This is a genomic window from Sphingomonas sp. LT1P40, from assembly GCF_036663835.1.
Lineage (GTDB): Bacteria > Pseudomonadota > Alphaproteobacteria > Sphingomonadales > Sphingomonadaceae > Sphingomonas.
Genome location: NZ_JAXOJT010000001.1, coordinates 1,628,409 through 1,654,473, shown reverse-complemented (window position 1 = coordinate 1,654,473; position 26,065 = coordinate 1,628,409). Strand labels below are relative to the sequence as shown.

Here is a 26,065-nt window from a genome sequence, read left to right as displayed (position 1 = left end):
TGTTCTTAGGTGCCGCGCCTCGCGGTGCATTTTTTACGCCATTGTCGCTTCGCTCATCTGCAAGGTGAAGTTCTTCTCGCCCGTTGGCAAAATCGTATAGCGGAGAGTTAGGGCATCGCTCGATGCGCCTCGGCTGTCGTCCTCAATGTGTATAATTTGAACCGCAGCGTAGAAGTCGTTTGAGTTGCGCAGCACCGCAATTTCGCCGGTTTTTACTGTGCGCACTCGAGACGTAAAATCATAATCCGATGCGTCGCTAATCTCGTCAAAACTCTTTGCGCCGCGAGCGATCGCGACGCCGTGAATGGACGGTGGATCGTTCATCAGATGGATGCTTTTATCACTAGCTTTCGACCACGCGGTTTCGAATGTGGTTGCTCCGCTCCCGATTATGTACCGGCCATTATAAGCGCTATAGTCGAACGTCACCTCGCCTGACATTGAACCTGAGGCTGGAGGTGGAACATCGGAGGCCTTGCCTATCGTCGGCCGAACGCCAATTTTCTTAGCGATTTCCAAAGCGAGTTCTGCCGGTGTGAAGCGGTCGGCGAGGAGGTACTGAAGCGTGTCAGGGAGACCAGGCACCTCGGTATGATCGAATCGCACAGGAAGTATGTATTCTGCGTCATCTTTCATTTGCCGACTGATGGCTGACCGTCGTTCCTGCCGCGTCCAAGCCTTCTGGACATAATCAGCCGAGATAAACATCACGACGTATTGAGAGGCTCTTGAATAAATCTGATGAAAATGCTCGGCCCCGTCTTTTCCCCAAAGTGCGTTTGATTCAAATTCATCATAGAAAACCGAGATATGTCGCGCTGCTAGGGCTGTTGCGACGTTGCGAACATATGCTCGCTGTTCGCCAGCGAAGGAGAGTGCGACCTGAAATGATCGTGTTTCACGATCCATGTTCTCACCCGACGCCGATAACTGCGTGATGTGAAGATCGGAAACGGTCGTGGGAAACAGCGCCGCCTTTAAAGCCTTTGCCTGGGCAAAAACTTCTCCATCAGTCGTTCCATGCCAGCGGCCGAGATCCTCAGAGGCGGGGAAGGTTCTGCCATCGCCACGAAGGATACGGTCCTTGGCGACTGCTTCACGACGGATGCTTCTTGCAAAGCTGGCTAGAAGTCCTGCGCACTGATCAATGGCCCGAATCGCAACGCTTCGATCATAGCCTTTGACGGATTCCTCAACCCAACCAAGCTGGTCGATGATCTCCTTCCTCACGCCTTGAGCAATCAATTCCCAGTAAATGTTGCGCGGAGTGCCGAAGAACGCGATCCCGGAGTAGCAAGCTTTCTTACCGTTGAACTGGTCGATCTCGACGATTTTATCGCCGCCTATATGGTGCCATTTGAAAAACCACTCGTTTTGGAACCATGCGCGCCGATCATCGAGACGCCGTTGAAGGCGCGTAGTGGTAGGTGTTATTGTATCGTTCTTCGTCGCGCCAACTTGATCTAGCCCAACATCGAATTGCCGAAAGCGATATTCGGTTTTCTGATGGAGTATGTCGAGACGTTTATCTATTATGTCGGTCGCAGAACCTCGCCCGATCATTTTAAACCATTTTTCGAGATCAGTCGCTCCGCGCAGCACGGTTGTTAATTCACGAGCTTGCAAGAGGGCTTGGTTTCGACATGCCTGATAGTCGATGGTTCGCACCGATTTGATATGCCGCAGAAGCGTAAGAATTGCGGTGAGCGAATTATCAAACTCGGTTTCGATTAGAGAAGCTAGTGCCTTTAGCGTGGCACCTGACCGCAGCAGCCCTCTCGCGGCATTTTGGGCGGTAATGGCATTTGCCTGCGCTTTCGCCCGAGCAGCAGAATCGTCTCGGATTGTGTAAAGCTGAGAGAGAAAATCGTTGAAGGTTGGAAGCTCGTCGTTTGTCATGGGGACGATATAAACTATTACAGGGCGCTCATCGCAAGCCGCTTACCTGAAAATAAAAGCGCCAGAGTTTCCCCCGGCGCTCTTCAACTTCAATCTAAGCCGACGGACTAAGGACGTTTTAGTCCGAACCCATCACAACCCATCCACCGCCTTGCTCACCAGCACATTCACCGCCACGCGCCGGTTCTGTGCCTCACCCTGCGGCGTCTCGTTATCCGCCAGCGGGTCGGCTTCGGAGATGCCGGTGGAGGTCAGCACGCGATAGGGTTTCCAGCCGCACGCCTGTTGAAAGTAATTGATGACGGTGCTGGCGCGCGCTCCTTAAGCGCTAATTCTACGCCACAGGCGCATCGCATCCCTCACCAAATCCGCTCCACCCCATACCCGTCGAACAGCGTCTCGTTCGAAACCAGCGGCACGCCCTCGACCAGCGACTGCGCGATCAGCAACCGGTCGAACGGGTCGCGATGGGACAGGTCCAGTTTTCCCGCCGCGACCGCGTGATCAAGCTTAACTGGCAGCTGAGTGCAATCCGCGCGAGCGACTTCCGCCTCGAATGCCTCGGCCAGTGCCGCCGCTTCGGGCATCTTGCCCAGGCGGTACTTCAGACAAATTTCATAGCCTGAGACCGCGCTGACCAGAACCTCGTCCGCCTTCTGGATAGCAGTAGCGGCGCGGCGCGAAAGGCGCCGATCGTCGCGCAGCATCCAGAACAGGGTGTGCGTGTCCAGCAACACCCTCAAAGCGGCTTGCCACCCCACAGATCGAGACCGAGAAATTCATCTGGCAAAGGTGCCATGGCCTCGTCGCTCAGTTCACCTAGCCGCCCCTTCATCGTGCCAATGCGTCGGACGTTCGTCTTCGGCGGCGCCTCGCGCACCAACCGCACCACCGGCTCCTTGTTGCGCGAAATCACGACCTCCTCGCCCGCGAGCACGCGCTCGATCAGGCGGGACAGGTGCGTTTTCGCTTCATGAACACTGACGGTGGCGGTCATGAAGCGAAGTTAGTCAAACTCCTGACTAAGCGCAACCCATCACAACCCGTCCACCGCCTTGCTCACCAGCACATTCACCGCCACGCGCCGGTTCTGTGCCTTGCCCTGTGGCGTTTCGTTGTCCGCCAGCGGATCGGCTTCGGCCATGCCGGTGGGGGTCAGCACACGATAGGGTTTCCATTTGCACGCCTGTTGCAGATAATTGATGACGCTGCTGGCGCGCTTTTCGCTCAGCGTCTGATTGAATTCCTGGCTTCCCGTTGCGTCGGTATAGCCGACGACCAGCAGCACGGCGTTGTCCATCGCCTCGGCACTGGTCGCCGCGGCGCACAGATCGGCCTTCGCCTGCGCCGTCAGCACCGCCTTGCCGGTGTCGAAGTTCACGTTGGTCGTGCCCTTGACGTTATACTGGTCGATGTCGCCCACGCGGCTGCGCAGCGCATCGGTCGCGGCGGTCTGTTCCTCGAACCGCTGGTCGGTGCCGTTGCGGATCATCGACGCGAACTTCAGGTCCTTGTTCTGCACCTTGATCTGGCTCGCCACCAGCGTGTCGCCCGCCTGCATCGTCCTGACCGTCACCGGCAGGCCGTTGAGCAATGCGTCGGTGGCAAGCTTGCTGCGGCCAAGGCCCAGAAAGCCGCCGCTGCCCCTGACCTGGGTCGCGTCGGTCACCGCGACGACCGTCTTGTTGCCGTCGGGGGTGGTCACCTGCATTTTGTCGTCGCGGCGTGCGGAAATGATGCCCTTGATCTCCGGCCCCGGCGTCATCTCGGCGGCCACTGGCGCAGGCGGGGCCGATCCATAGATGGACACGTCAGCGGGGGGCTGTTCCTGCGTCTGCGCCGTCACGGGCGCGGCCCCGGCCAGCAGGGCCAGCGCCAAAACGGCTTTCGGATTTCCGGAAACGACACGCATATGCTTACTCCTCAATACGCGATCTGTTGCGGCGTGACTGTTCAGGCGCACCTTTCGCGCAGATGAACAGCATGGCCGACTCCGCCGTTTCTACGGGCGATTCGAGCGCATCATGCGGTGGGTCGATGCCGATGGCGTGGACCCAGCGTTGTGATTCGGGGGGCGAATCGGGGGCGGTCACCGTGCGCAGACAAAGAAAACGCCGGAGTTTCCCCCGGCGTTTTCCCAATCTCAAAGCGGATTTGGAGGGCTTACGCCGCCTTTGCCCGCGACATCTTCTTGCGCTCGTTCGGGTCGAGGAAGCGCTTGCGCAGGCGGATGTTCTTTGGCGTCACTTCGACCATCTCATCATCGTCGATATAGGCGATCGCCTGTTCCAACGTCAGCTTCCATGCCGGGGTCAGCCGGATCGCGTCGTCCTTGCCGGTCGAGCGGAAGTTGGTCAGCTGTTTCGACTTCATCGGGTTGACCTCAAGGTCTTCCGGCTTGGCGTTTTCGCCGATGATCATGCCTTCGTACAGCGCCTCGCCGACGCCGACCATCAGGATGCCGCGCTCTTCCAGCGGGCCGAGCGCATAGGCATTGGCCTCGCCCGAACCGTTGGAGATCAGCACGCCGTTCTTGCGGCCCTCGATCTTGCCCTTGTGCGGCCCGTATTTCTCGAACAGCCGGTTCATGATGCCGGTGCCGCGTGTGTCCGACAGGAATTCGCCGTGATAGCCGATCATGCCACGCGACGGGGCGCTGAACGTGATGCGGGTCTTGCCGCCGCCCGAAGGGCGCATGTCGGTCATCTCGGCCTTGCGGATGTTCATCTTCTCGACGACCGTGCCGGAATATTCCTCGTCCACGTCGATGATGACGGTTTCGTACGGCTCGGTCTTCTTGCCGTCCTCGTCCTCACGGAACAGCACGCGCGGGCGGCTGATGCCGAGCTCGAACCCTTCGCGGCGCATCGTCTCGATGAGGACGCCCAGCTGAAGCTCGCCGCGACCGGCGACTTCGAAGCTGTCCTTGTCGTCGCTCTCGGTCACCTTGATCGCCACGTTCGATTCGGCTTCGCGGGCCAGACGGTCGCGGATCATGCGGCTCGTCACCTTGCTGCCCTCACGTCCCGCCATCGGCGAATCGTTCACGGCAAAGCGCATCGACAGCGTCGGCGGATCGATCGCCTGTGCGTGCAGCGGCTCCGTCACCGACGGGTCGGCGATGGTGTTGGAAACGGTCGCCACGGTCAGGCCGGCCAGGCTGATGATATCGCCGGCATTGGCCTCGTCGGTCGGCACGCGCTCAAGGCCACGGAAGGTCATGATCTTCGATGCGCGTCCGGTCTCGACGATCTTGCCGTCATTATCCAGCGCATGGATCGCCTGATTGGTCTTGACCGAGCCGGAGAAGACCAGACCGGTCAGGATGCGACCGAGGAAGTTGTCGCGGTCGAGCAGCGTCACCAGAAACTTGAACGGCCCGTCCGGATCGGCCGAGGGCGGCGGCACATGATCGACGATCTTCTGGAACAGCGGACGCAGCGTCCCCTCACGCAGCGTATAGTCGTTCTCATTGGCATAGCCGTTGCGGCCCGACGCATAAAGCACTGGGAAATCAAGCTGTTCGTCGCTGGCTTCCAAACTGACGAACAGGTCGAACACTTCGTCCAGCACTTCCTGAATGCGCTCGTCGGGGCGATCGACCTTGTTGACGACGACGATCGGCTTCAGGCCCAGCGCCAGCGCCTTGCCGGTCACAAACTTGGTCTGCGGCATCGCGCCTTCCGACGCGTCGACCAGCAGGATGACGCCATCGACCATCGACAGGATGCGCTCGACCTCACCGCCGAAATCGGCGTGGCCCGGCGTATCGACGATGTTGATGCGGGTGCCTTCCCACTCGACCGAGGTGCACTTGGCGAGAATCGTAATTCCGCGCTCTTTTTCGAGGTCGTTCGAGTCCATCGCGCGCTCTTCGATGCGCTGGTTGTCGCGGAAGGTGCCGGACTGGCGGAAGAGCTGGTCGACGAGCGTGGTCTTGCCATGATCGACGTGGGCGATAATCGCCACGTTGCGGAGGTTCATAGGATATCCTGAATGCCGCAGGAGTGCGGGTCGGGCGCGCCCTTAGCGCAATTTGTGCGATGCGGGAAGGGTTCTCAATCCTTTGCGCCGGGTGCCTATTTTTCGACGATGTCCGGGCGAACGTCGTTCAGCACCAGTTTGCGACCTTCGATCTCGAAATCGAGCATCACCTCGCCGCCGCTGGGGCAGCAATTGGGATCCTTGTCGCGCCACAGCTTGCTGGTCGCGGCGAGTCCCTCGAAGTCATATTCGACGCCTTTCCACACGCCGAAGCCCTTCGGCAGTCGGGCGGGCAGGGTGCTCCACCAGCTCTCGAGTTCGATATCCCCCCATCCCGCTACCGCGTTGAACCGGAACAACAGGTCGGCATTGCCGTTGCCCGTGCCGATCACCCGGCCCGGGACCCAGATCATGCCGTCGCCCGTCATGCGCGGGGATTCGTAGGTAACGCCGTCGAACGAATAACCGATCAGTTTGGCGGTGCCATAGCCGCTGCCCGCCCACAGGATGATACCGGCGCCGATGCCGTCCAGGCCAGACGCGCCGTCCTGCATCTGCCAATAGATTTTGCGCCCGTCCTTTGCGCGCAACACGCCCGATGCGGTAACGCGACAGCCGCGGTCGAGCCATTTCGACATGCAGATGTCGCCGGTGGCGGATGGCGTCTTGACCATCGTACGAACGCCTTTGGCCTGTTCGATCGCCTTGTCGAGGTCGGCGATATGGTCGCGGAAGATCTGCGCGATGCCGTCGTCCGACAGACGCTTGCTCTCGTAGTCACGGCCGCCTTTCACCTCGCGCAGCACCGCATCGTGCCGCGCCTGCCAGGTCGCGCTGCGGTTCCCGGTGGCGAGGACGGCGGCGAATTTCTGTGCGATTTCGGCGCGCAGCGGGGCGAGGGCGGGGGTGGTGCAGATGCGCTGGCCATAGCGGTCGTGACAGGCGGCGCGCTCGCCCGGCGGCATCGGCGAAGCTGCCAGCGCGAGACCGACGAGCAGGCTAGCGAACATTGCCAGGCGTGTCGGGCGTGGACGTTTTCAGGCGATAAAGTTTGCTCGAATCCACGACCGGCGCACTGGCCTCCGACGCTGACGCGACAGGCACCCACACGGCAATCGAACCCGCGATCATCATCCTGAGCCTGCGTTCCATGTCACCTTTCCTAACCGCCTTATATTAACATGTCGCCACGGCGGGACCTCCGACAAAAGCTGTCAGTTGCACCTTAAACTAAGTGTATTATATTGGCGATACACTTGAAGCGCACGCGGTTCCCGTTCATCTATGGGGCGACCGCCGAAATCTGGCGCTGGAGGATGGGCATGGCGACCGAGACTGTGACTGCCGAGAAGACCGATGATCTGGTGCTGACGGCACCGGAACCGCTGAAGGCGCGCGCGCCGGAGAAGATGTCCGGGCTGGTCCCGGTCGACGAAGGCAAGAAAACCGAATTGATGACGCGCGTCGAGACCTTCATCGACGATCTTGTCGCGCAGGACGTGAACTCGCCCGAATTCGGCAAGCGCGTCGATGCGATCACTGCGATGGGATCGAAGGAGATCCGCGACGCGGCCGGACAGTCCAACCGTTTCCTCGACCGCCCGGTGCGGGCGATGGACAAGGATGCCGGCGTCGGCACCGACCTGGCCGAACTGCGCCGCACGATCGAGGACCTCGATCCGGGCAAGCGCGGGGACCTGATGCAGAAGAAGAAGCTGTTCGGCATCATCCCGTTCGGCAACAAGCTGCGCAATTATTTCGACAGCTATCAGTCCAGCCAGACGCACATCGCCTCGATCCTGAAGCGGATGCAGTCGGGCAAGGACGAATTGCTGATGGACAATGCCGCGATCGACGTGGAGCGCCAGAATCTGTGGGCGGCGATGGGCCGGCTGGAGCAGATGATCTATATCTCGAAAGAGATGGATCAGCGGCTTGAGGACAAGGCCAATGAGCTGGATCACAGCGATCCGGCGAAGGCTAAGGCGATCCGCGAAACCGCGCTGTTCTACACACGTCAGCGCACGCAGGATCTGCTGACGCAGATGGCGGTAACGGTGCAGGGCTATCTGGCGCTGGATCTGGTCAAGAAGAACAATGTCGAGCTGGTGAAGGGTGTCGATCGCGCATCGACCACGACCGTCGGCGCGTTACGCACGGCAGTGACGGTGGCACAGGCGTTGACCGCGCAGCGGCTGGTGCTCGACCAGATCACCGCGTTGAACACCACGACCGCGAACATCATCGATTCGACCGGCAACCTGCTCAAGCAGAATACCGGCATGATCCATGAGCAGGCCGCCGCCAGCACGATCCCGATCGAGACGCTGCAGCGCGCGTTCCAGAATATCTATGACACGATGGATGCGATCGACACGTTCAAGTTGAAGGCGCTCGACAGCATGAAGACGACCGTCGGGGTGCTGTCGAACGAAGTCGAGAAGTCGAAGGGCTATATCGCCCGGGCCGAGGGCGCGGCGCAGAACCAGATTTCCGGCAGCGGCGAGACGTTCAAGCTGGAGGCGCTGTAAGCACCCGCGATGCCGACCGAAATTGACCATCAGATCGCCAGAGCGGACGAGGTCCTGAACCGCTCCCGCGAACGCTATACGACATTGAGCACACGCGCCAAGAAACGGCGTGAGGGCGAGATCCTGAAGCGCGTCGGGCGCATCGCGGCGGCGGACGGGCTGATTCTGGTCGCGGCGCTGGTGCTCGGCTGGTTTGTGCCGCTGGGTATGGGAGGCGCGCTCATCGTGATGGCGCTGATGATCGCGGCCACGCTGTTCTTCGGGCTGATGCCGGCGAGCGACGAGGTCGCGCCGGAGAAGTTCGGCGAAGCACCGCTGGCGCGGCTGCCATTGCAGACCGAAGAGTGGCTGGATCGGCAGCGGCCGAGCTTGCCGGGGGCGGCGATGCCGTTACTCGATTCGATCGGTGTAAAGCTGGATACGCTGGCGATGCAGTTGCAAACGCTGAATGAGGGTGAACCGGCGGCGTTCGAGGTGCGCAAACTGGTGGGCGAGCAATTGCCGGAGCTGGTGAAGGGGTATCAGCGCGTGCCGGATCAACTGCGGGCGGTGGACCGTTACGGCCAGTCGCCCGACCGGCAACTGGTGCAGGGGCTGAGCCTGATCGACGAGGAAATCGCGCAGATGTCGGCACAGCTGGCGCAGGGCGATCTGGACGCGCTGGCGACGCGCGGGCGGTATTTGCAGGTCAAATATCGCAGTGATGACACGATCGAAGGTTAGGGTTTTCCCAGTGCCGTTACGGCGCGAGGGCGGAGGCGTTCGGCAGCGGCCTGATGGATTCCCGGCGCGGTGACGAGGACACCGAAACTCTCGCCACGCGGGGTGTTGAAGCGCAGTTTCTTGCCCAACGCATCGGTGATCGTTGCGCCCGCCTCGCGCGCAATCAGGGTGGAGGCGGCGATGTCCCAGTCATTGCCCCAGCGGAAGGTGGCGAGCAGATCGGCGTCGCCTGCGGCGACCATCGCCATGCGCAGCGCGATCGAATTGGGTTTGTCGACCATTGACAGGTCGCGGTCCACTTTCGGCAGATCGTCAGCGGGGACGCGGGCACCGGACAGGACGGTTCGGTCGGACGCGGCGATGGGGACGCCGTTCCGGGTTGCGCCTAGCCCGGTCGCGGCGATCCAATGTTCTTCCCGGACCGGTGCGTCGAGGACACCAATGATCGGCTGACCCTTTTCCACCAAAGCGATAGAAACGGCCCAGCCGGGTCGTTTGCGCAGGTAATCGCGGGTGCCGTCGATCGGATCGACTACCCATACGCGCGGGGCGGAGAGGCGGGATAGGTCGTCGGCGGTTTCCTCCGACAGCCAGCCGGCTTCGGGGAGTAATGCCGAGAGGCGGGTGCGGAGAAGTTCATCGACCGCCAGATCGACTTCACACACGAAATTGTCGGGTGACTTTTCCCATTTCTGCACGTCGGTTCCGTATCGCGCGAGCGCCAGCCGCCCCGCCTCGGCAGCGATTTCGCTGACGGCGCGGGCGAGGGTATCAGCCACTGGCGATCGTCATCCCGTCGATCCGCAGCGTCGGCACGTTGATGCCGTGGCGGAATTCGAGATCATTCGCGGGGGTTAGTTCGCGGAACATCGACTGGAGCGTTCCAGCGACCGTAAATTCCGACACCGGGCCGGTGATCTCGCCCTTTTCGATCAGGAAGCCAGCTGCGCCCCGGCTGTAGTCGCCGGTGACTAAATTGACGCCCTGACCAATCAATTCAGTGATATGGACGCCATATTCGATATCCGCGATCAGCGTTTCGACCGGCAGCTTGCCGTTTTCCATGAATAAATTGCTGGGGCCGACGCCGGGCGCGCCGCCGATGCCACGACTGGCATGGCCGGTCGGCTCCAGCCCGAGTTGCCGCGCAGATGCACTGTCGAGGAGCCAGGTTTCGAGGAACCCGTCCTCAATCAATGCGCATGGCGAGACGGGCAGGCCTTCGCCGTCGAACGGGCGCGAGCGCAGGCCGTGCGGGCGGTGGGGATCGTCGCGGACGGAGATGCCGGGGGCGAAAATCTGCGTGCCCATCGCGTCGAGCAGGAAGCTCGTCTTCCGCGTGATCGCACTGCCCGAAATCGCGCCGCTGAGGTGGCCGAGAATGCCGGATCCGACGCGCGGGTCGAGCACGACCGGCATCGGGCCGCTTTTGACGCGGCCGGGATTCAGGCGGGCAACGGCGCGCTCGCCTGCACGTTGGCCGACTTCTTCGGGTGTTTCGAGGTGGCGGGCGTGGCGCGCGTTGTGATGGGCATAATCGCGCTCCATCGCGCCGGTGTCGCCCGCCAGCACGCTGGCAGAGACACTGTGGCTGGTGACGGCATAGGCTCCGGCGAAGCCGTGACTGGTGGCGAGCGCCCAGATGCTGCGGCTGGCCCCCGCACCGCCGCCCTCGCTGTTGGTGACGCCGGGGACGGCGCGGGCGGCATCTTCGGCGGCGAGGGCGCGGGCCTTCAGCGAAATTGGGTCGCCGAGTTGCCCATCGTCCAGATCGAGGTGCGGGACGTCGCCATGGAGCAGGCGGTCGGCGGGCGCGAGGCCGGCCCATTCGTCCTCGGGGGCTTCGCGTGCCATCGCGACGGCGCGTTCGGCGAGAATGTCGAGCGCGGCCGGGGTGAGGTCGGTGGTGGAGACGCTGGCCGAACGCTTGCCGGTGAAGACGCGCAGGCCGAGTTCTCCGCTCTCCGCGCGATCGACATCCTCCAATGCGCCAAGGCGGACAGAGACGGACAGCGATTCGCCACCGGAAAACACGGCGTCGGCGGCGTCGGCACCGGCCTTGACGGCGCGGGCGATAGCATCGGTGACGCGGTCGCGCGCCTGATCGGGGGTCAGCATGACGGCGATCTAAGTATTGCGGGGTCGAAGGTCAAAAGGCCGTTGTCCCCACGACGAAGCAGGCGGCGAACATGAGAAACCCCGCGTTACGGTTGGAGCGAAAGCGGTGGAGGGCGTTGGAACCGTCGGCGGGGGCCAGCGTGACGACCTGCCAGGCGAGATGGAGCGCCATCGGGATCAGTGCGGCGAGTGCCAGCAGGTCGGGGCGCATTCCCCAGAAGGCGACGCACCACATTGCCAGCGCGATCATGTAGCAGGCGGCCACACCCACACGCAAATTAGCTCCCAGTCGTCGCGCTGAGGATCTCACGCCTACCAATGCGTCGTCCTCGACATCCTGCAGCGCGTAGATGGTATCATAGCCGATCACCCAGAATATCGAGCCGAGGTAGAGCATGATCACGGGCGCGGGCAGGTAGTTGGTAACTGCCGCTCCGCCAACAAGTGCGGCCCAGGAGAAGACGAGGCCCAGCCATGCCTGTGGCCACCAGGTGATCCGCTTCATGAAAGGGTAGGCGGCAACCAGCACGAGGCTGGCGAGGGCGATGACCGCGGCGAACGGGTTGAGTTGCAGCAGCACGATCAGGCCGATCAGGCACAGCGATACCAGCCAGATCCACGCCGCCTTCAGACTGACCGCGCCGCTGGCGAGCGGGCGGCTGCGAGTGCGGGCGACCTGCCGGTCGAGATCGCGGTCGACGATGTCGTTGTACACGCAACCCGCGCCGCGCATCGCGATGGCGCCGAGCAGGAACCACAGGATCATGTCCCAGCGATCGACCGCGCCGCCAGCAAGGGCGATTGCCCACGCCCCCGGCCAGAACAACAGCCACCACCCGATCGGCCGATCGAAGCGGGCGAGCAACGCGAAAGGGCGGGCGGCGCGGGGAAGCAGGCCGACTAACCCGCGATGCTCGGTATCCGGGACGATTTCGGCGGCGTCAAACATAGGCGCGGTGGCGAGCGTCGTTGACAGACTTGACGCATTTGACGCTTGTCATGCGGGAGGGTGACAGCGAGGAAAGAGCGGGTGACGTCATCGACTCCTGCTGCCACAGCCGGACCCTTGTAGGACAGTGTTTTGTTGGGAGTTCGCATGGTTCGCGTCGGCCTGGTCGGTTTCGGGTTCGCTTCGCAGACCTTTCACGCGCCGTTGATCGGCGCGGTCGAAGGGATGGAGATTGTTGCGGTCTCGTCGAGCGATGCGGCCCGCGTGCATGGCGTGCTGCCCGGTGTCGCGGTCGAGGCCGATCCCTTTGCACTGGTAGCGCGGCACGATGTCGATCTGGTCGTGGTGGCCTCGCCCAACGACAGCCATGCACCGATTGCTTCAACGGCACTGGCGGCCGGGAAGCATGTGGTGGTCGACAAGCCGTTCACGGTGACGCTGGACGAGGCGCGCGGGCTGATCGCACAGGCGGAGACGGCGGGGCGCTTACTGAGCGTGTTTCACAACCGGCGTTGGGACAGCGATTTCCTGTCGGTGAAGGCGGCGATTGAGGACGGCGTTGTCGGGCGGGTGACGCAGTTCGTATCGCATTTCGACCGGTTCCGGCCCGAGGTGCGGGATCGCTGGCGGGAGAAGGCGGGGCCGGGGAGCGGCATCTGGTTCGATCTGGGGCCGCATCTGGCGGATCAGGCTCTGTGTTTGTTCGGGCTACCCGATTGGGTCAGCGGCGATATCGCGATTCAGCGCGGTGGCGGGGCGGACGACTGGGTGCAGGTCGTGCTGGGTTATGGGCCGATGCGGGTGATGCTGTGCGGGTCGATGCTGGTGGCGGGCGGGACGGCACGGTTCACGGTGCATGGGATTGGCGGTTCGTTGGTGAAGGCGTGGCTGGATCAGCAGGAGGCGCAATTAATCGCGGGCGTTGCGCCCGGAAGCGCGGAGTGGGGGCGCGGCGACGATCCGGTAACGGTATTCGATGGTGCGGGTTCGCGGACGCTGGCGGCGGCGCGCGGCGATCAGACGCGATATTATGCCGGTATTCGCAATGCGATTTCGGGCGTTGGCGCTAACCCGGTGCCCGGGGTCGAGGCGCTGGCGGTAATGGCGGTAATTGAGGCCGGCGAGCGATCGTCGCGGACGGGGGCGCGGGTCGAACTGGCGCTGAGCGCGGCCGAGCGGGTCGCCTATGCGGAGTCACGCACATGATCGCCACGCCCGCCTGGCCGCCGCAATCGACGCCGCGGCTGTTTGTCGAACCCGCGCTGGCGGCTGGCGAAATGCGGCGGATCGACGGGCCGCAGGGCCATTATCTGGCGACGGTCATGCGGCTGAAGGCGGGCGACCCGGTGAAGCTGTTCGACGATGCGACCGGCGAGTGGCTGGCGGTGGCGGTCGATGTGCGCAAGCGCGACGTGACGCTGGAGGTGCGCGAGCGGCTGCGGGAGCGCGAGGCGGTGCCGGATTTGTGGCTGTGCGCCGCGCCGATCAAGAAGGGGCGGGTGGACTGGGTCGCGGAAAAGGCCTGCGAACTGGGTGTCGCGCGGTTGGCGCCGGTGCTGACGCGGCGGACAATGGTGGACCGGCTGAACGGCGAGCGGCTGCGTAGCCACATGATCGAGGCGTCGGAGCAATGCGGGCGGACGGCGGTGCCGGAGCTGGCCGAGCCGGTGAAGCTGGTGGCGTTGCTGCGCGACTGGCCCGAGGGGCGGGCGTTGTTTTTCGCGGACGAGACGGGCGGAGCGCCCGCGCTGGAGGCGATGACTGCGCACCGTGGGCCGGGCGCGATATTGGTGGGGCCGGAGGGAGGATTCGATGCCGATGAGCGCGATGCGATCCGGGCGGTGCCGGGGGCAGTCGGGATATCGCTGGGGCCGCGCATCCTGCGGGCGGAGACGGCGGCGGCAGCGGCGGTTACGTTGTGGATGGCGGCGGCGGGGGACTGGTGATTTTTCACCATTTCCCCGGCGTTTCCATATCCGCTGGCGCGGTTTAATTCTCGGGCGTAAAGGCGCGAAATGAGCACGAAAACGGCCTCCGCCACCCCCACCCCCGTTATCGAGAGCCGTCAGCAGCTGCTCGATTATTTCGCCGGGGGCGAGAAGCCCGCCGAGCGCTGGCGGATCGGCACCGAGCATGAGAAATTCGTCTATTCGACAAAGGATCTGCATGCGCCGTCCTATGACGAACCGGGCGGCATCCGTGAGTTGCTGGCCGAACTGACCCAGTTCGGCTGGACGCCGATCGAGGAGGGCGGGAAGGTCATTGCGCTGGCCGGGCCGGACGGCAATGTCAGCCTGGAACCCGCCGGACAGCTTGAACTGTCGGGCGCGCCGCTGGAAAATCTGCACCAGACCTGTGCCGAGACCGGGCGGCATCTGGAGCAGGTGAAGGCGGTCGGCGAGAAGCTCGGCATTGGATTCCTGGGGCTGGGCATGTGGCCGGACAAGGCGCGCGACGACCTGCCGATCATGCCCAAGGGGCGGTACGCGATCATGCTGAACCACATGCCGCGCGTCGGCAGCATGGGCCTCGACATGATGCTGCGCACCTGCACGATTCAGGTGAACCTCGATTACTCGTCCGAAGCCGACATGGTGCAGAAGTTCCGCGTTGGGCTGGCGCTGCAACCGCTGGCGACGGCGTTGTTCGCCAATTCGCCGTTCACCGAGAAGAAGCCCAACGGATTTCTGAGCTATCGCAGCCATATCTGGTCCGACACCGATCCGCACCGCACGGGGATTCTGCCGTTCGTGTTCGAGAATGGCTTTGGCTATGAGCGTTACGCCGATTACGCGCTGAACGTGCCAATGTATTTCGTTTATCGCGACGGCAAATATATCGACGCCGCTGGCCTCGATTTCCGCGATTTCCTGAAGGGTGAGTTGTCCGTTCTGCCGGGCGAAAAGCCGACGATGGACGATTGGGCGGATCATCTGTCGACCGCATTCCCAGAAGTGCGGCTGAAGACGTTTCTGGAGATGCGCGGCGCGGATGGCGGGCCGTGGAACCGGATTTGTGCGTTGCCCGCATTGTGGGTCGGGCTATTGTATAACCAGGGCGCGCTGGATGCAGCGTGGGATCTGGTCAAAGACTGGGACATGGCCGGGCGGCAGTTATTGCGGGATTCGGTGCCGAAGCTGGGCCTCGATGCGCCGTTGCCGGGCGGTGGCAAGCTGCGCGATATCGCGCGGCAGGTGATCGACATTGCGGGCAGGGGATTGAGTGCGCGGGCGCGGCTCAATTCGGCCGGGGACAATGAGAGCGGCTTCCTCGATCCGCTGCGTGAGATCGTGCGGACGGGGAAGGTGCCGGCGGAGTTGCTGCTGGAGCGCTATCGCGGCGAGTGGAAGGACGATGTCTGCCGCATGTACGCCGAGCAGCGGTTCTGAATCGTTGGTAATGACAACGATCTGAAATCCGGATTACATGCCACCCATGTGAGGGGATAGCATGAGCAAGCGCGCATTGGTGGTCGGCGGAGCCGGGCCAACCGGGCCATTGGTGGTCAACGGACTGCTGGCGCGTGGGTTTTCGGTCAGCGTGCTCAGCACGGGGCGGCATCCGGCGGTGTTCGATGGCACGGTCCAGCGGATCGTCGCCGACCCACATTTCGCCGAGCCGCTGGAGGCCGCGCTGGCCGGGCGGACGTTCGACGTCACGCTGGCGCAATATGGGCGGTTGCGGGTGGTCGCAGCGGCATTGGCGGGGCGCACCGGGCAGTTCGTGGCGGTCAGCACGCGTGCCTATCCCGGCTGGCTCGACCCGGCGAGCATGCACCGGCCCGATGGGGCGGCGATGTCGTTGCGCGATTTGCCGCTGCGCTATCATGACGATGCGATGCCGGTGGACGAGGCAACGCCGCTGGAGGCGGTGGGCAAATTCGGGCGCGGATCGTGGAGGCGGATGCGGCGGTGCGCGAGCATCATGCGCGCGGCGACTTTGCGGCGACGATCCTGCGCTATCCCCGCCTTTACGGAGCGCGACAGGGCGCTGCGCCGGAGTGGAGCATCATCCGGCGGCTGATCGACGGGCGGCGAAGGGTGCTGGTCCCGGAGGGCGGATTTCTGGTGCGCAGTGCGCTGTTCAACGAGAATGCGGCGCGGATCGCGCTGGCGGTAGTGGATCGGCCCGAACTGGCGGCGGGCGAGACGTTCAACTGCGCGGATGACGAGGCACTGACGTTGCGTGCGTGGATCAGCGGGATCGCGGCGGCATGCGGGCGTGAGGTCGATCTGGTGTCGCTGCCGATGGCGATGGCGTCGCCCGCTTGGCCCTATGCGCGCTTCCCGCTGGCGACGGGGCATCAGGTGCTGGACACGGGCAAGCTGGCATGTCTGGGAGTGGCGCTGGTGCCGGTACGCGAGGCGCTGGCGGCGACGGTGGCGTGGTATCTGGCCGATCCGTCGCGCGGGGCGGCGGTCGAGCCTTTGCTGCGCGATCCGTTCGATTATGCGCTGGAAGACCGCATCATCGCCGCGATCGACCGGGTGGGTGCGGAGATTGAGGCGATGGTGGACGTGGTGCCGGGATATGCCCACGCCCATGCCCATCCGGACGCACCCTAGATCATCAACCCCATCGTTTCCTGCACCTTGCGGAGCAACGGGGCGGCCAGTTCGATCGCCTTGTCCGCGCCCTTGCGCAATTCGGCATCGACGGCGGCGCGGTCGGCGGTGAGGCGGACCATCTCGTCGCGGATCGGGCCGAGTTTGGCGACCGCGAGGTCGGCGAGGGCAGGTTTGAACGCGCCGAAACCTTGCCCCGCATATTCGGCGACGACATCGTCCGGGCTGCGATCCGAGAGCGCGGCGAAGATGGTGACGAGGTTCTTCGCCTCCGGGCGTTCCTTCAACTCATCGAAGCTGTCGGGCAGATTGCCGGGGTCGGTTTTCGCCTTGCGGAATTTCTGCGCGATGGCGTCGTCGTTGTCGATCAGGTCGATGCGCGCCTGATCCGACGGGTTGGACTTCGACATCTTCTGGTTCGCATCGCGCAGCGACATGATGCGCGGAGCAGCCTTGCTGATCAGCGGTTCGGGCTGAATCAGCAGATCGACGTCGTAATCGGTGTTGAACTTGGCGGCGATGTCGCGGGCGAGCTCGAGATGCTGTTTCTGGTCTTCGCCGACCGGCACATGCGTCGCGCCGTAGAGCAGCACGTCGGCGGCCATCAGCACGGGGTAGTCGTATAGGCCGACGCTGGCGCCTTCGCGGTTTTTGCCCGCTTTATCCTTGAATTGGGTCATGCGGTTGAGCCAGCCGACGCGCGCGACATTGTTGAGCAGCCAGGTCAGCTCGCTGTGCGCGGGGACGCGGGCCTGGTTGAACAGGATCGAGCGTGCAGGGTCGATTCCGGACGCGATCATCGCCGCCGTCACCTCAAACGTCGAATCCGTCACGCCGCGCGGATCCACCGCGTCGGTCAGCGCGTGAAGGTCGGCGATGAAATACATGCTCTCACCGCCCGCCGCATCGACATCGGCCTGCATCGCCACCCATTGCTTGATCGCGCCGAGATAGTTGCCGAGGTGAAGGTTGCCGGTGGGCTTGATGCCGGAGACGACGCGCATGTTTTCTCTCAAAATTCAGGCGCGGCGGCGGACGAGCGCTTTCAACTCGCTCAGCCGCACTGCGCCGGTCACGAAACAGGCGGCGGCGTAAACGATGCAGCCCGCGCCGACCAGCACCAACATCGCCGAGGTGCGGATCAACCATGTTCCGGCGATATATGGCGTGAACAGGTCGTTGAGGAAGAACATCACCCCGCCCATCGCCACCGCTGCGCCGACCAGCCGCCAGGCACGGCGTGAAAGCTGGGCATCGGCGGTGAAATGCTCGCGCTTTTTGAGGGTGCGGTAGAGCAGGGCGACATTGACCCATGAGGCGATCGCGGTGGCGAGGGGTGGCCCCATATGCTCAAGCGGGACGATCAGCGCGAGGTTGAGGACGAGATTTACGGCGATTGAAATGGTGGCGTAGCGCACCGGCGTTTTGGTGTCGGAGCGAGCATAATAGCCGGGGGTCAGCACCTTTACGAGAATATAGGCAGGCAGGCCGACCGAGAAGGCGGCAAGTGCGTGCGCGGTCTTCACGGTGTCCTCCGGCGTGAACGCGCCATGCTGGAACAGCGCGGCGACAATCGGGGCACCGCAAATCACCAGCGCGGCGGTGGCGGGGAGGGTCAGGAACAATGCGAGTTCGGTGCCGCGATTTTGGGTGTGCATCGCCTCCGCATCCTTGCCGCCGGCGAGTTGGCGAGCGATCGTGGGGAGCAGCACGGTGCCGAGACCGATGCCGATAAGGCCGAGCGGCAGCTGGCTAAGGCGATCGGCGTAATAGATGTACGACACCGACCCCTCGGCCAGCAGGCTGGCGGCGAGCGCGGTCGAAATGACGAGGTTGATCTGCACCGCGCCCGCGCCAGCCGCCGCCGGGCCGATCAGCGACAGCAATTTGCGCATGTCGGGGGTCAGGCGGGGCAGGCGCAATCGCAGCTTCACGCCATTGGCGCGGCAGGCGAGGATCAGCCAGATCAGCTGGAGCGCGCCCGCCACCGTTACGCCGATCGCCTGATTGCGCGCGGTGACCAACACATCGTCATTGTGGAAGAACAGCAAAGCCGCGATCAACGTGAAGTTGAGCAGGATCGGTGCGGCGGCATTGACCCAATATTTCTGGAGCGAGTTGAGGATGCCGCCGAGCAGCGAGACGAGGCTGATGAGAAGCAGGTACGGGAAGGTGATCCGCGACAGCGTCACCGCATAGGCGAACTGATCGGGCGTGATGTCATTGAACCCGCCCGACAGCGCCCAGACAACCGGAAAGGCGGCGATTTCCATCGCCACCGTCATCACGATCAGGATCGGGAGGAGGACCGCCAGTGCCTGTTCGGCGAAGAGCAGGCCCGGCTTCACATCGCCGTCTGCTTCCCCGACCTTGCGGCTAAACATCGGGATGAAGGCGGCGCTGAACGCGCCCTCTGCAAACAGCGCGCGGAACAAATTAGGCAGGCGGAAGGCGATGAGGAAGGCGTCGGAGGCGAAGCTCGCCCCGACATAGCGCGCGAACAGCGAGTCGCGGACCAGCCCGAGCACGCGGCTGGCGAGCGTCAGCCCGCCGATCGACCCGAGTGCCCGGACGAGGTTCATATTATCGCCCCTTGTTTCCGGAATGCGCCTTTCGGCGCATTCGCCGCTCCGGCCCGCTCCCCCACCCGGCCACCCATAGAATACACTGCCGTTGGGTGGCCGGGTGGGGGAGCGGGCCGGAGCGGCACCTTATAAACGAACCTTACGCCTGGCCGATTTCCCCGGCCGGGTCACCAGCACCCTGTGCCTGCTCAAGCTGCTGGTAATAGAGGCCGTTAAAGTCGATCGGCTCCAGCATCAGTGGCGGGAAGCCGCCGTCGCGGACGGCATCGGCCAGCACGCGGCGCGCGAACGGGAACAGCAAGCGCGGTGCTTCGCCGAGCAGGAAGGGCTGGAGATGCTCGTCGGGCATGTTGCGGACCGCGAACAAGCCGGAATAGGACAGGTCGACGATAAAGGCGACCTGGGTGTCCATCTGCGCGCGTACATCGATCTTCAGGGTCACTTCATGGATGTCGGGCGCGACTTCGGCGGCACCGATGTTGAACTGAACATCGAAGGCGGGCTGGGCCTGAACCTGATAGATCGCCGGGGCGTTCGGATTCTCGAATGAGAAGTCCTTGATATATTGCGAAACCACGCCAACCGACGTGGCGGTGTCCGCGCCGTTCGCCAGCGGTTCGCCACCCAGGCCTGCGTTTTCCGGCTCGTCCATTTCGTAAAAGTCCTTCTGTATCTGGGATATTGTCGCGGCAATCCGCGTTTGAATGATCGCCGCGCCTAGCAGGGGCAGTGCGCCGTTTCAACGGGGCGGCGCATGGGCCGATGACGCAGGATTTGAATCGGCTGCATATCCTGCCTATGTTGAACGTGGAAACGAGGTGTCCAACGTGTTTTTTGTCGTTCTGTTCGCAGCTATTGCCGGCTTTCTGGCGCTGAGGCTTTATTCGGTGCTGGGCAAGCGCACCGGCCGTGAACAGCCGCTGCCGCGCCCGGCGGAGGAGCGCGTCGGCGCGCCACCGATGCCGCGCACGATCGATATGCCGGCCGAAGTCCGCGATATCGGCCCGCGCAATGTCGAGGCGGGGGCCGAAACCGGTCTGCGCGCGCTCGTCGCTGCCGATTCGGCGTTCGATGTCGCCCAGTTCGTCGAAGGTGCGAAGTCGGCCTATCGCATGATCCTGGAAGCGTTCTGGAAGGGCGACCGCGAAACGCTGGAATGGCTGGTCGAGGCGGAAGTGCGCGACAGTTTCGTCGCGTCGATCGATGCCCGCGAAGCAGCGGGCGAGACGCTGGACAACCGGCTGGTTTCGATCGAACGTGCCGCGATCTCGGACATTTCGGTCGAGAACAAGGTCGCGCGGATCACCGTGCGCTTTGACGCCGACATCGCTGCTGTCACACGCGACAAGGACTGTAATGTCATCGCCGGATCGCTGAGCGATGCGGTCGAGACGCACGACGTGTGGGTGTTCAGCCGCGATCTGCGCAGCGACGACCCCAATTGGAAGCTGAGCGATACGGATGAAGCGTGACTGGCGAGGCGTGATCGCCGACGCCTGAATTGATGACATATCGAGGGGAAGCACGCATGCGCGCCTGGGGGGTAGCGGCACTCGCCGCGCTATTGAGTGCCTGTTCGTCCGGCGTGGTGCCTTCGCGGCCCGATCCGGTGCGCCCCGCTCCCTCCGGCCCGGGCAGTTCGGTCCCGGTTCGTCAGCCTGTGGCGGCGACACCACTCGCCCCCGTCTCCGCCCCAGCCGCCCCCGCAGGGGCAGCGACGGCGGCGGTTTCGGGCCTGCGCGCCGGGCCCGCAATTCAGTCACTGCCGATTACCATGGCCGGTGCCGCGCGCGCGCTGTCGGCATTCAAGGTCAGCTGTCCAAGCCTGGTCAAGCGCACCGACGCCAGCGGATTGACCCGCAGCGAGGACTGGCGGGCGGCGTGCGATGCGGCGCGCGTTGCGCAGGAACGCGAGGCGGTGCAGTTCTTCACGCGGCATTTCGAGGCGGTGCAGGTCGCCGACGGCAAGGCCTTTGCCACCGGCTATTACGAGCCGGAGATCGCCGGATCGCGCACGCGCCGCCCGGGCTATGAAGTGCCGGTCTATGGCCGCCCCACTGATCTGATCGACGTCGATCTGGGCAAATTTTCCGACACGCTGAAGGGGCGGTCGGTCCGCGGGCGGGTTCAGGGCACCGATTTCGTGCCGTATCACGACCGTACCGCAATTGAGCAGGGTGCGCTGAGCGGGCGCGGGCTCGAGATCGCGTGGGCGGCCGATCCGGTCGAATTGTTCTTTCTGCAAATTCAGGGTTCCGGGCGATTGCGGCAGCCGGACGGGTCGGTGATGCGGATCGGCTATGCTAGTCAGAACGGGCGCGATTATACCGGCATCGGCAAGCTGATGCTCGATCGCGGTCTGGTGGAACGCGGACAGGCGTCGATGCAGGGCCTGATGGCCTATCTGCGCGCCAATCCGGCGGAGGGCCGTGCGATCATGCGCGAGAACAAGAGTTATGTGTTCTTCCGCGAGTTGACCGGCGCGGGGCCGCTGGGTGCGATGGGGTTGCCGGTGACGAGTCGCGGCAGCGTGGCGGGGGACCCCAAATTCGTGCCGATGGGCGCGCCCGTATTCCTGTCGATGGACCGGCAGGATGCCAACGGCCTGTGGGTGATGCAGGACACCGGCGGGGCGATCAAGGGCACCAACCGGTTCGACACCTTCTGGGGTGCGGGCGACGAGGCGCGGGCGATTGCGGGCGGCATGGCGGCCCGCGGCACCGCCTGGCTGTTGCTGCCCAAGGGGACGCTGGCGCGCCTCAACGGCGACTAGGATCGTGGCGAAGCCGCCCGGGACGATAACGCCGGAGGAACGGGCATTGTGGGCGCGCGTGATTGCGACGGTGACGCCGATGGCGCGACCCGAGCCGCCCAAGCCAATCAAGCCAGTTCCGGTCCCGGCACGGCCTGTGCCGGTTGCCACGTCGATGGTGTTGCCGAAACCCAAGGGGCGCGTCCCGGCGGCGCGCGTTCCGCCCCCCAAGCCGCCACCACCGCCCGCCGATACGCTGGACGGCGGCTGGGACCGCCGCCTGTCGCGCGGGCTGGTGGCACCGGACAGCTCGATCGACCTGCACGGACATAATCTGACCAGTGCGCATGCGTTGCTCGATCACGGGCTGGATGCCGCGATCCGGCGTGGCGACCGGCTGCTGTTGCTCATCACCGGCAATCCGCCTCGTGCCGAATCGGAACGTCCGCATGCGCGCGGCGCAATCCGCGCGGCGGTTGGCGACTGGATCGGCGCGTCGCGCCATGCGGGGCAAATAGCAGCCGTGCGCAACGCCCATCCACGTCATGGCGGGAAAGGCGCTCTCTATATCGTTCTGCGACGACAACGATCGCCCGCCTCCCGAAATTTTTAACCCTTTCGGGCGTATCAAGCTGTGAACGGCTCGCATCCTTGCGGGCTCAGGGGGGTTCGCGCACACGCGATGAACGGATTTTCGCTCAAGAGCCGTGCGGTCGCCTTTGCGATCTGTGCCGGGGCGTTCGTGTTCATCCTGGCGTTGGCGGCGACATCACGCGGTAATTTCGAGGTCGCCAATGCGACGCGCGCGCTGATCGCCGCGATCATCTGTGCCGCGATGTGCTGGGCCTATGCCGAGCGCACGATTGCCTCCACCGCCGCCGCGGTCGATGCCGCGATCGAACGGCTGACCAGCGCCGCCAATGGCGATCTGGAAAGTGAAATTCCGCCCGAAGTGGCCGAATGCGTGCCCCCGCTGGCGGAAGCGATGAATGGGCTGTTCCGACAGCTTCACGCGAATCTGGAAAGCGTGCAGCGGCTGGCGCTGTTCGACCCGGTCACGGCGTTGCCCAACCGCACCCATTTCCGCCGCAACTGCGAACGCGTGCTGACCGAATTGTCGCCCGACGCGATGGCAGCATTGTTCTTCATCGACCTCGACCGGTTCAAGGCGGTCAACGATACGCTGGGTCACGCGGTGGGCGACCAGCTGTTGGGCATGGTTGCCAATCGCCTGCGCGCCGTGGCGGACCGGTTCGCGGTGGAGGGCGATACCCAGCCGCCGCTGATCGGGCGGCTGTCGGGCGACGAGTTCACCATCTTCTTTCCAACGCTGGGCCATGTCCGCGACGCCGACCGGATTGGGCGCGGCATCCTGTTCGCATTGTCCGAGCCGTTCGATCTCGCGGACCAGGAAGTCTGCATCGGCGCGTCGGTAGGGATTGCGATGCGCCCGGAACATGGCGCGACGCTGACCGATCTGATGCGGGCGGCGGATGCCGCAATGTACCAGGCCAAGGGCAATGGGCGTGGGCGGGCCGAACACTTCAGCGAGCAGCTGGCGGAGGAAATCGCCGAACGTGCCCGGCTGGAGTCGGACTTGCGCGGCGCGGTGGAGCGCGATCAGTTTACCTTGGTCTATCAGCCGCAGCTGAGCGCTGCGGACGGGCGGATCGTGGCGGCCGAGGCGCTGCTGCGCTGGCAGCATCCCGAGCGCGGGCTGTGCCTGCCCGGCACCTTTATCGCGCGTGCCGAGGAAACCGGGCTGATCGTCGAAATCGGCGAATGGGTGGTGGAGAATGTCGCGGCGACGATCGCGCGCTGGGGGCAGATCGGCATCGAACAGCGGCTGGCGGTGAATATCAGCCCGCGGCAGCTGGACCACGCCGCGTTTTTCCGTCGATTGCGAGAGGCGATGCGGGCAGCGGGCGCGCCGGCCCGGCTGCTGGAGCTGGAGATTACCGAGACGCTGGCGATGCATTGTTCGAGCGAAGTGATCGATGCCATCGCCGCGCTGCGCGCCGACGGGGCAAGCATCGCGGTCGATGATTTCGGAACCGGCTATTCCAACCTTGCACGGCTGCGCGACCTGCCGCTCGATCGGGTCAAGCTGGACCGGAGTCTGGTGGAGCATGTAGCGACCAATGCCGAGGCGCGGACGATCGCGCAGGCGGTGATCGGCCTGATTCATGGCATCGGTTGCGAGGTGGTGGCCGAGGGGATCGAAACGCAGGCGCAGCTCGACGTGCTGCGGGTGATCGGCTGCGATATTCTACAGGGCTATGTGATCGCGCAGCCGATGGCAGAGGATGATTTCCTCACCTGGTCGCGGCGGATGCCGGACGAGCGCGCGCGGGCCTAACCGACCCGGCGAAGAATCTCTTCATAGATTGCCGTCAGGTCATGAAGGTCGGCGATCGCCACCGCCTCGTCCAGCTTGTGCATCGTCGCGTTGAGCAGGCCGAACTCGACCACCGGACAGATGCGTGAAAGGAAGCGGGCGTCGGACGTGCCGCCGCTGGTGGATAGTTCGGGACGAATGCCCATCCGCGATTCAATCGCATCGCCGATCAGCGCGGAGAGCGGGCCGGGTTCGGTCAGGAACGCCTCTCCATAGACGCGACCGCGCACGATTCCGGCGGCGGCGTGAGCGAGGACGATCCGCTCGATCTGCTCGACCAGGTCTTGTCCACGTTGCCGGTCGTTGAAACGGATGCTGATCCGCGCCGCCGCTTTGGCCGGGATCACATTGGACGCGGGGTTGCCGACGGCCAAGTCGATCACCTCTATATTCGATGGCTGAAACCAGTCGGTGCCCTCGTCCAGCACGATGGCATCGATTTCCGCCAGCGCACGTATAAGGCGCGGGATCGGGTTGTCGGCAAGCTGGGGGTAGGCGACGTGACCCTGAAGCCCGGGCACCTCGATATCGATCACCGTCGATCCGCGCCGCCCGATCTTGATCGTGTCGCCCAGCCGATGTGCGCTGGTGGGTTCGCCGACCAGGCACAGATCGGGGATGAGGTTGCGCGCCTGCATCCGCTCGATCAGCGCGACGGTGCCGTAGGTGGCGGGGCCTTCTTCGTCGCCGGTGATGACGAAGCTGACGGTGCCACTGGCGGGCACGCGGGCCACGGCGGCGGCGAAGGCGGCGATCGATCCCTTCATATCCACTGCGCCGCGTCCATAGAGCAGGTCGCCGCGAATCTCGGGGGTGAAGGCACCCGACGCCCAGCCTTCGCCCGGCGGCACCACGTCGAGATGGCCGGCAAAGGCGAAATGCTGGCCCGGCCCGGCGGTGCGGACGGCGAGCATATTCTCGACCGGGCCGTCGGGCGCTTCGCCCGTGACAAACCGCTCGACCGCGAAGCCGAGCGGCGTCAGCGCAGCCTCCAGCACGTCGAACACCGCGCCCTGTGCCGGGGTGATGCTTTCGGCGGCGATCAGCGCCTTGGTCAGTTCGACGACATCGGGCACAAGCGGCTCCAGTTCAGCAATCGGAGGCTCCATTGCCCAAGCTTGACCTCGATACAATCCCGCAGACCAATGCGACCGGCTATCCGCTCGAATATGCCGGGGTGGTGGAGGGGCGCTGGTATCGCCGGCTGGCACCGGCCGCAGGGCTGGAGGATTTCGGGGCGAGCCATGTCGTGCTGAAGCCCGGCGCATGGTCTTCGCAGCGCCATTGGCATGAAGGCGAGGACGAACTGGTCGTGATGCTCGCGGGTGAGGCGGTGCTGATCGATGACGGTGGCGAGACGGTGATGCGTCCGGGCGACGTCGCGGCGTTCGCCAAGGGCGATGGCAACGGCCATAGCCTACAGAACCGCAGCGACGCGGATTGCGTGTTCGTCGCGGTCGGGCGGCCATCTGTGACGGTGTGCCACTATCCCGATATCGACATGCACCTGATCCCCGGTGAGGCGTTCAGGCGGAAGGATGGGAGCGGGTTCGGCGGATAG

Annotated in this window: 25 protein-coding genes and 1 pseudogene; 12 read left to right on the top strand and 14 right to left on the bottom strand. The window is 64.1% G+C overall.

The genetic code is table 11. The annotated features are described in order from the left end of the window. Positions 1-33: 33 nt before the first annotated feature. The 7 genes and pseudogenes from U1702_RS08220 to U1702_RS08190 all read right to left on the bottom strand — a co-directional run bounded on the left by U1702_RS08220 (position 34) and on the right by U1702_RS08190 (position 6,893). Positions 34-1,899 carry a toll/interleukin-1 receptor domain-containing protein gene (locus tag U1702_RS08220; protein WP_332723526.1) on the bottom strand — a complete coding sequence of 622 codons (1,866 nt, stop codon included), beginning with the start codon at positions 1,897-1,899 and terminating at the stop codon, positions 34-36. A 132-nt stretch (positions 1,900-2,031) separates the two neighbouring features. Next, positions 2,032-2,214: pseudogene (locus U1702_RS08215) on the bottom strand (OmpA family protein); the annotation flags it as partial. 44 nt (positions 2,215-2,258) lie between these two features. Then, positions 2,259-2,636 (bottom strand): type II toxin-antitoxin system VapC family toxin, encoded by a 378-nt coding sequence (locus U1702_RS08210; RefSeq protein ID WP_332724654.1) that lies wholly within the window; start codon positions 2,634-2,636, stop codon positions 2,259-2,261. Positions 2,637-2,638: 2 nt separating this feature from the next. Then, positions 2,639-2,896 carry a type II toxin-antitoxin system Phd/YefM family antitoxin gene (locus U1702_RS08205; protein ID WP_332723525.1) on the bottom strand — a complete coding sequence of 86 codons (258 nt, stop codon included), beginning with the start codon at positions 2,894-2,896 and terminating at the stop codon, positions 2,639-2,641. Between the two features lie 39 nt (positions 2,897-2,935). Beyond that, complete coding sequence (locus U1702_RS08200) at positions 2,936-3,811, bottom strand: OmpA family protein (protein WP_332723524.1); 876 nt, start codon at positions 3,809-3,811, stop codon at positions 2,936-2,938. A gap of 251 nt (positions 3,812-4,062) precedes the next feature. Then, complete coding sequence (gene typA / locus U1702_RS08195) at positions 4,063-5,883, bottom strand: translational GTPase TypA (RefSeq protein WP_332723523.1); 1,821 nt, start codon at positions 5,881-5,883, stop codon at positions 4,063-4,065. A gap of 95 nt (positions 5,884-5,978) precedes the next feature. Continuing rightward, positions 5,979-6,893, bottom strand: coding sequence for a hypothetical protein (locus tag U1702_RS08190; RefSeq protein ID WP_332723522.1), 915 nt, complete (start codon positions 6,891-6,893; stop codon positions 5,979-5,981). A 312-nt stretch (positions 6,894-7,205) separates the two neighbouring features. Between U1702_RS08190 and U1702_RS08185 the strand changes: the two genes are divergently transcribed. Next, entirely contained in the window at positions 7,206-8,414 is a 1,209-nt protein-coding gene (locus U1702_RS08185; RefSeq protein WP_332723521.1) for a toxic anion resistance protein, read from the top strand. Between the two features lie 9 nt (positions 8,415-8,423). Further along, positions 8,424-9,137, top strand: a complete 714-nt coding sequence (locus U1702_RS08180; protein WP_332723520.1) for a hypothetical protein — start codon at positions 8,424-8,426, stop codon at positions 9,135-9,137. On the opposite strand, the gene U1702_RS08175 is transcribed toward U1702_RS08180, so the two are convergent. The 3 genes from U1702_RS08175 to ubiA are packed head-to-tail and all read right to left on the bottom strand — an operon-like array spanning position 9,134 to position 12,204. Beyond that, positions 9,134-9,916, bottom strand: a complete 783-nt coding sequence (locus tag U1702_RS08175; RefSeq protein ID WP_332723519.1) for a 3'(2'),5'-bisphosphate nucleotidase CysQ — start codon at positions 9,914-9,916, stop codon at positions 9,134-9,136. The genes U1702_RS08180 and U1702_RS08175 overlap by 4 nt on opposite strands. Beyond that, complete coding sequence (locus U1702_RS08170) at positions 9,909-11,255, bottom strand: TldD/PmbA family protein (protein WP_332723518.1); 1,347 nt, start codon at positions 11,253-11,255, stop codon at positions 9,909-9,911. Before U1702_RS08170 ends, U1702_RS08175 begins: the two co-directional genes overlap by 8 nt. A gap of 31 nt (positions 11,256-11,286) precedes the next feature. After that, complete coding sequence (gene ubiA / locus U1702_RS08165) at positions 11,287-12,204, bottom strand: 4-hydroxybenzoate octaprenyltransferase (protein WP_332723517.1); 918 nt, start codon at positions 12,202-12,204, stop codon at positions 11,287-11,289. 147 nt (positions 12,205-12,351) lie between these two features. Between ubiA and U1702_RS08160 the strand changes: the two genes are divergently transcribed. The 5 genes from U1702_RS08160 (at position 12,352) to U1702_RS08140 (ending at position 16,769) form a co-directional block, all read left to right on the top strand. After that, a complete protein-coding gene (locus U1702_RS08160; RefSeq protein WP_332723516.1) occupies positions 12,352-13,410 on the top strand; it encodes an oxidoreductase in 1,059 nt (352 codons plus the stop codon). Then, positions 13,407-14,150 carry a 16S rRNA (uracil(1498)-N(3))-methyltransferase gene (locus U1702_RS08155; RefSeq protein ID WP_332723515.1) on the top strand — a complete coding sequence of 248 codons (744 nt, stop codon included), beginning with the start codon at positions 13,407-13,409 and terminating at the stop codon, positions 14,148-14,150. Before U1702_RS08160 ends, U1702_RS08155 begins: the two co-directional genes overlap by 4 nt. Positions 14,151-14,219: 69 nt before the next feature. Continuing rightward, positions 14,220-15,593 (top strand): glutamate--cysteine ligase, encoded by a 1,374-nt coding sequence (locus U1702_RS08150; RefSeq protein ID WP_332723514.1) that lies wholly within the window; start codon positions 14,220-14,222, stop codon positions 15,591-15,593. Between the two features lie 61 nt (positions 15,594-15,654). After that, positions 15,655-16,227 (top strand): Rossmann-fold NAD(P)-binding domain-containing protein, encoded by a 573-nt coding sequence (locus tag U1702_RS08145; protein ID WP_332723513.1) that lies wholly within the window; start codon positions 15,655-15,657, stop codon positions 16,225-16,227. Then, a complete protein-coding gene (locus U1702_RS08140) occupies positions 16,116-16,769 on the top strand; it encodes an NAD-dependent epimerase/dehydratase family protein (protein WP_332723512.1) in 654 nt (217 codons plus the stop codon). Before U1702_RS08145 ends, U1702_RS08140 begins: the two co-directional genes overlap by 112 nt. Here U1702_RS08140 and trpS read toward each other — a convergent pair. From trpS to secB, 3 genes are all read right to left on the bottom strand, one after another. Beyond that, positions 16,766-17,773: a tryptophan--tRNA ligase gene (gene trpS, locus U1702_RS08135; RefSeq protein ID WP_332723511.1), complete on the bottom strand. Its 1,008-nt coding sequence runs from the start codon at positions 17,771-17,773 to the stop codon at positions 16,766-16,768. The two genes, U1702_RS08140 and trpS, sit on opposite strands and share 4 nt — an antisense overlap. 15 nt (positions 17,774-17,788) lie before the next feature. Then, complete coding sequence (murJ, locus tag U1702_RS08130) at positions 17,789-19,351, bottom strand: murein biosynthesis integral membrane protein MurJ (RefSeq protein ID WP_332723510.1); 1,563 nt, start codon at positions 19,349-19,351, stop codon at positions 17,789-17,791. 142 nt (positions 19,352-19,493) lie between these two features. Further along, positions 19,494-20,006, bottom strand: coding sequence for a protein-export chaperone SecB (gene secB, locus U1702_RS08125; RefSeq protein WP_332723509.1), 513 nt, complete (start codon positions 20,004-20,006; stop codon positions 19,494-19,496). A gap of 175 nt (positions 20,007-20,181) precedes the next feature. On the opposite strand from secB, the gene U1702_RS08120 reads away from it, so the two are divergent. From U1702_RS08120 to U1702_RS08105, 4 genes are all read left to right on the top strand, one after another. Next, entirely contained in the window at positions 20,182-20,826 is a 645-nt protein-coding gene (locus U1702_RS08120) for a Tim44/TimA family putative adaptor protein (RefSeq protein WP_332723508.1), read from the top strand. Positions 20,827-20,882: 56 nt separating this feature from the next. Continuing rightward, the gene (mltA, locus tag U1702_RS08115; protein ID WP_332723507.1) at positions 20,883-22,127 is read left to right on the top strand and encodes a murein transglycosylase A; all 1,245 of its coding nucleotides are present in this window, start codon (positions 20,883-20,885) and stop codon (positions 22,125-22,127) included. 79 nt (positions 22,128-22,206) lie between these two features. After that, the gene (locus U1702_RS08110) at positions 22,207-22,719 is read left to right on the top strand and encodes a Smr/MutS family protein (protein ID WP_332724652.1); all 513 of its coding nucleotides are present in this window, start codon (positions 22,207-22,209) and stop codon (positions 22,717-22,719) included. 69 nt (positions 22,720-22,788) lie between these two features. Continuing rightward, entirely contained in the window at positions 22,789-24,465 is a 1,677-nt protein-coding gene (locus tag U1702_RS08105) for a putative bifunctional diguanylate cyclase/phosphodiesterase (RefSeq protein WP_332723506.1), read from the top strand. On the opposite strand, the gene dapE is transcribed toward U1702_RS08105, so the two are convergent. Then, complete coding sequence (gene dapE, locus U1702_RS08100; RefSeq protein ID WP_332723505.1) at positions 24,462-25,613, bottom strand: succinyl-diaminopimelate desuccinylase; 1,152 nt, start codon at positions 25,611-25,613, stop codon at positions 24,462-24,464. The two genes, U1702_RS08105 and dapE, sit on opposite strands and share 4 nt — an antisense overlap. On the opposite strand from dapE, the gene U1702_RS08095 reads away from it, so the two are divergent. Then, positions 25,613-26,065, top strand: a complete 453-nt coding sequence (locus tag U1702_RS08095; RefSeq protein WP_332723504.1) for a cupin domain-containing protein — start codon at positions 25,613-25,615, stop codon at positions 26,063-26,065. The two genes, dapE and U1702_RS08095, sit on opposite strands and share 1 nt — an antisense overlap.